The sequence below is a fragment of the Geobacillus zalihae NBRC 101842 genome, assembly GCF_001544135.1.
Classification (GTDB): domain Bacteria; phylum Bacillota; class Bacilli; order Bacillales; family Anoxybacillaceae; genus Geobacillus; species Geobacillus zalihae.
On record NZ_BCPV01000107.1, the window covers coordinates 1 to 5,439 of the forward strand.

General features: G+C 38.8%; 4 protein-coding genes and 2 pseudogenes. 1 reads left to right on the top strand and 5 read right to left on the bottom strand.

All coding sequences use genetic code 11. The features are described from left to right. Window positions 1–353 (bottom strand): DUF4277 domain-containing protein (locus GZ1_RS18645; RefSeq protein ID WP_157074398.1); only part of this gene is annotated, 353 nt, incomplete at its 3' end. A gap of 104 nt (window positions 354–457) precedes the next feature. Between GZ1_RS18645 and GZ1_RS17265 the strand changes: the two are divergent. Continuing rightward, a pseudogene (locus GZ1_RS17265) lies at window positions 458–964 on the top strand (IS1634 family transposase); the annotation flags it as partial. A 163-nt stretch (window positions 965–1,127) separates the two neighbouring features. Here GZ1_RS17265 and GZ1_RS17270 read toward each other — a convergent pair. The 4 genes and pseudogenes from GZ1_RS17270 to GZ1_RS17285 all read right to left on the bottom strand — a co-directional run. Next, window positions 1,128–2,522 (bottom strand): radical SAM/SPASM domain-containing protein, encoded by a 1,395-nt coding sequence (locus GZ1_RS17270; RefSeq protein WP_060788981.1) that lies wholly within the window; start codon window positions 2,520–2,522, stop codon window positions 1,128–1,130. A gap of 149 nt (window positions 2,523–2,671) precedes the next feature. Further along, window positions 2,672–3,283 carry a flavoprotein gene (locus tag GZ1_RS17275; RefSeq protein ID WP_053414193.1) on the bottom strand — a complete coding sequence of 204 codons (612 nt, stop codon included), beginning with the start codon at window positions 3,281–3,283 and terminating at the stop codon, window positions 2,672–2,674. A gap of 14 nt (window positions 3,284–3,297) precedes the next feature. Beyond that, window positions 3,298–4,509: an MFS transporter gene (locus tag GZ1_RS17280; protein WP_020278768.1), complete on the bottom strand. Its 1,212-nt coding sequence runs from the start codon at window positions 4,507–4,509 to the stop codon at window positions 3,298–3,300. Between the two features lie 685 nt (window positions 4,510–5,194). Next, a pseudogene (locus tag GZ1_RS17285) lies at window positions 5,195–5,439 on the bottom strand (UPF0236 family protein); the annotation flags it as partial.

Genomic DNA, 5,439 nt, shown 5'->3' on the forward strand with positions numbered 1-5,439 from the left:
TTGCGATAAATATGAATCAAGCAAGTGCTGATGACGTTGTGAATGCCAGCCTCATACAGGCGATCGAGATGACGGGCCAACGCATCGTCGTTCAACCAGGAAGGATGGAGATCGGGACGGATGAGTTTCTCACAATCGACCTCCTGAGCCCAATGTTCCAAGTGAACAAGGGCTTGCCGGCCGTCAAACACATTGTAGAGGATGGCCTGAACGGCATCGCTGACTCGCGTTTGGCACTGCGGATCGACGGGCACGAGATGGTCAATCAATTGAGGCAGACCCAGTTTCTTGAATAGGGCACTTATTATATTCAAATAAGAATTGCGATAGACCTTTTTGACTTGAACGTTCATAAGAGAAAAACTCCTTTACGTTCCTTGTGTGTCAAGGATTCATTCGACATCGGAACGAAAAAATCCTCCCGATTTTCGTCGAGAGGGTGCGAAATGTGAGTCATAAGGCGACCTGCCGGTTGCGTTCCCATCCGTCCTACGGAAAATACTTGCGCCAGTTGAAGGACGGAACCCTTCGCATCGACAAGCAGGCGGTTCGTGACGCGGAAAAGTACGACGGCAAATATCTCATCCGGACATCTGACGACACCTTGTCTGCCGAAGATGTCGCCATCGGGTATAAGCAGCTGGTGGATATTGAGCAGGCCTTTCGGACGTTGAAATCGACACTCGAGCTGCGTCCCATGTATCATCGCTTGGAAGACCGCATTCGGGCGCATGTGCTGCTCAGTTGGCTTGCTCTCTTGTTAGTTCGGATCGTGGAGATCCGAACTCATGAATCGTGGCCAAACGTAAGAGACGAATGTGAGCGTCTTATGCTTGGACATTTTTCTTCCAAAAACGGAGACCTTTATCAACGAACCGAACTGACGGCCAAACAAGCGCAACTCTTTGCGGCTCTAGGGCTGGAGCCTCCTCCGAAGATCCTAGGCATCCATCCTCGCGCCTAGATACACGCCCAAAGTGTGCCCAAATGTCTCTCGTCCCTTTTGCATCAAGGGGCGAGAGGCATTTTGTTTGCCTAGTGACTGTCGAACTCGGGATGATAATTTACAACTAGAATTTTCAAAACCGAAAAGCACATAGGCCAAAGATTCAAGTGTTCATCGCATATTACGAATAGCTTTTAGTCACTTTAATTTTTCTTTCGCTAATAAATTTCTTTTGTCGACCAACAACCCGTACTACTTGCTTTATATACTGTTTTTCAGGTGGGCACGGTGCTTTTCCTGTTTCAATCCTAATTAGAGGACAAGCAGATCCTTGACAAGAAGGTCTTAGGAAGCACTTCTTACAGCCCTCATCTTCAGACTCATCGTTCATAACCCACAAAGCAAATTTATCTATATCTATTCTAAAGTTCCCATCTTTTTCAACTTTTCCAATCTTATTTTTTTCATTATATAACGCTACTGTACACTTATATAAAGTACCGTCTGATCCAATTACATAAGAATTAGGATCAGCCGCATAACATACATAACCACCAGGTTGAAGAATGCTACCTAATGTAGTCGATAATCCCTGATTTAAAGCATCTTCACACAAACTTAGTGCTACTTTTGCTCTTATTTTTGTATTAAATATATCTAAATCTTCATCATTCGGTCCGCCCCATCGACCAATAGGAAAGTAGTTGACGTGAAACCTTCCATCGTTGGAAAACGTTTCGGAAAGCTCTTTTGTAAGATCGCGTATATAAGGTTCATTACTTTTATCGAAGTTGACACGTATCCTAACCTGAAAATCATATTCCAAATAACTCAAATTTTTCAAATTATTAAATATTCTTTTGAAAGTTCCTTGTCCTCCCACTAACTTACGTGTTTGATCATGAATATGTTCAGGGCCGTCTATAGTTATCTGGAAATTGTCAACACCTAGCTTTAATAATTTTGTCGCCGTATCACTGTTTAAAAGGAATCCATTAGTAGTAATACCAGCACGAAACTTGAAATTGTACTTTTCACTTAATAAAAGGAATTGATTTGATAATTTTTCAATAACATCTAATGCGAGAAGAGGTTCTCCTCCAAACCAATGGACATTCAAATTTTTTAGTTGAGGCCCTCTTTTCTCAACATATTTTATTACACCTTCAATAACATCATCCGACATTTTTCCTTTCTCAAAATTTTCATAACAATATGTACACCTAAAGTTACACTGTTCAGTGACTAAAAAAATCAAATACATATTTTCAGGATTTCTTCCTTTGATTTCATGTAAAATTCGGGCTCTTTTAAATTCGTCTACATTACTTTTGATTAAAAAGCCATAATTAGCAAGAATCTTTGCAGTATCATCAAGCTCATCACATCCCGATCGGAGAATATTTTTAATCTTATTAGCATGAGCTTGTGGAACACGTAAAAATGCCCCCGTATAAGTATTACATATATAAAGATCTCCATTCTCTTCATGGGAAAGAATATTAAATCGCGATGCTACCCATCTATCATTCACATCTGATTTTACCTCTTTGGGAATAGTAGAAAACGGCTCCATTTTTACCCCTCCTATAATCAAGGGATAGCTTAATATAGCTATCCCCGATGACAAAAGAATATGATCAGCATCCTCCGCAGTTTGTGTTAGTCGGTGCAAAAGAAAGAAGAACGTCTTCTGCTGTTGGATTCAAGACATCGAAGCCTTCATCAAGAATTTGAAGCATTTCCTGATTCATGCAATTCACCTCCTTTCAATTCATTGTCTGACTGCTGTATATGTCTCTGTATATACTCAGCTACTGTATATGGGGGAGGTACATGTCCATAATCTACTTTTTCTCCGGTTGCAGTTATCCATGCATTTCCACTAGGGAATACAACTTTATGTCCAAAACTGATCAGCTTTTTAGCATTGTATTGTGTAACTTTTGCATCCCACATGTTTGGCCCCATATTTGGGAAAAAGACAACAGGTCTTGGAGAGCATAAAACCAGCATGGTTAACAAATTATCAGCTATTCCGTTTGCACACTTCGCTAAAGTATTAGCAGTACAAGGCAAAATGATGAAAATATCCGCCCAGTCATGTAAAAAGGAATGAGGAACTCTATTTCGTGTATACTCCTTTGGAAAATCGTACATATCCTGATATGCAGGAGCATCAGCGTGCGCCGCCAAAAAATTGACATCAATAAATTTCTGAACGTTCGATGTACAAACTAGTCTAATGTTAGCATCTAGTTTTTCTCTAAAAACTCGTAAATACATAGGTAGTTCAACAACTCCTGAAGAACCTGTAACGCCAACTAATATATTCAAGCTTAACACCTCCTTTACATTACAGTTTCTCTTGGCGTACCTTTTCTCACATTAATTAATAACGAAGATAAACTAGTAACTATACCCAAAGCACCTGCAATGAAGAAAAGATATTTTATATTGAAATAATCAACACTGACCCCAAAAATAAACTGGGCTACTGGCGTTGAAAGCATTGAAATCGCCATCATAATACTATTAACTCTTCCTAATAAATGAATAGGCACAGAACGTTGAACAAAAGTAGGTATAAGGACTCCTATAAAACCAGTAATTAAGCCAATTACAAAAACGAAAATTAGAATAATCAAAAAATTTTGGGTGAAACATAGTGCGGCAATACCAGTAGCTTGTAAAAGAAAAGATAAATAAATAATCTTCAATTCAACCTTGTGAATGCTTTTAACTGAAAAGATTAAACCAGTTAACAAACTTCCCATTGACATCGATGAATATATATATCCTAAATACTTAGCATCATCACTAACATTTTTAGCTAAAAAAGGGAACAATACATTAACCCCGTTTGCTCCAATATTTACAAAAAACATAGTTATAACCAAATAAAAAATCATTTTTTGTCTATTCAAAAAACTAAAACCAAGTCTTAAATCCGAAAAGTAAGAAGTTTTATCATTATTATCGTTTATATTTTCAAGATGACTATTTTTAGAGTCAATAAACAAAATTAAAAAAGTTGAAAATGCATATAAGATAGAAATGGCTATCAAGGAATGTTCTATTGAGATTGATTCAACCATCCAAGCGGCTATTAAAGGGCCCAAAATGATCGTTGTTCTTACAACAGTGAAGTATTGACTATTGAGACGACTCAAATATTCAGTAGCGACTAATCTTGGCTTTATTGATTCTGAGGCTGACCAATAAAAAGCATCAATCGCTCCAAACAAAACGGAGACCATTATGAGAATTACAAAAGAGATAGTATGATCCCATAACAGAATAGCCAAAACTAACACAATGATTGTCCTTATCATGTCTGACAACCACAGAAACAACTTTGCCCCTATTCGATCAATAACCGGTCCGCAAAGAAGCCCAGCAATAAATCTCGACAAACCTAGGGAAAATAAAACTGCTCCCATCAAAAAACCTGATTGTAAAACGTCAGCAATATACCAAGCTATAACAACACTGTATATGACGTCCCCCAAGTTTGAAAGAAACGTTGCTATACAAAATTTTGTAGCGTTCAAAATGATCACCCTTAGAAAGATTGAGACTAGGCATGTAACGCACTTGTGAAACAGAACAAAATCAAAACATAGGATAAGGGGTGGTTTTAATATAACTAAATATTCATTATATTACAGTTATTACAATAATTATTTTATCGGGAAAATACGGTAATGTAAAGAGTTTTTTGTAATACCTCGTCTCGTTTTGTCGGATATCGTTGAATGCAACATATCTTATGTTATGTTGAATAAAAAACACCACCCATAGAAGGTGGTATTTAGCTGATAGTTTCATTAAAATGTTTAGACAACTGTAGATAACCGGTCAAACTTACTTCCGGTAATTCCTTGGATTGATCCCATTCAAAATATCTTATATTTTGTATTAAAGAACTGTAGATGAGCAAATTTGCTAACATAAATTGACAATCAAACAAAAAAGGAGACATGAACGGGACTCCTTGAGTAAAATAGATGTGCTCACAACTACCCACAAGGAGGTTCATGTCTCATGAATAGATTAGCACATCACCAAGGAATCCACAAGTTTTTCCTAGTGTTAGAGTCAGTCAAGACTTTGTGGAGAACATTTTTTCGGTTCACTACGGGCGTTGTCAATCACTAGTTAGTGAACCATTTTCAGGAATTGATATCGTAAGTGCTTTCGGACCCTCATCCCTCATCTTGAGGTGATCATATTGTATTCCATTTTTTACATCCAACCACCATCCCGGAGTGCCGACAACGCTTGATGGATCGGCGTCCCGGATGATCGTTGCAGACACGGTATATTCTGACGCACCACATCCACCCACAACCGTCCTGCCTTCCGTTTGGCCTGTTCGATCCGCTTGGACTTCGTCGAGGCCGAGGCTGCCCTCCGGGGCTCTTCCTCCTCCAACTGCCCCTTTCTCCACCCGATCCCGTCGATTCGGGCCACCATCGCTTTTAGAAACG

What these genes read in the sequence shown, in the direction of transcription:
- GZ1_RS17270 (WP_060788981.1), bottom strand. Translation starts at nt 2,522, where the DNA reads ATGGAGCCGTTTTCTACTATTCCCAAAGAGGTAAAATCAGATGTGAAT.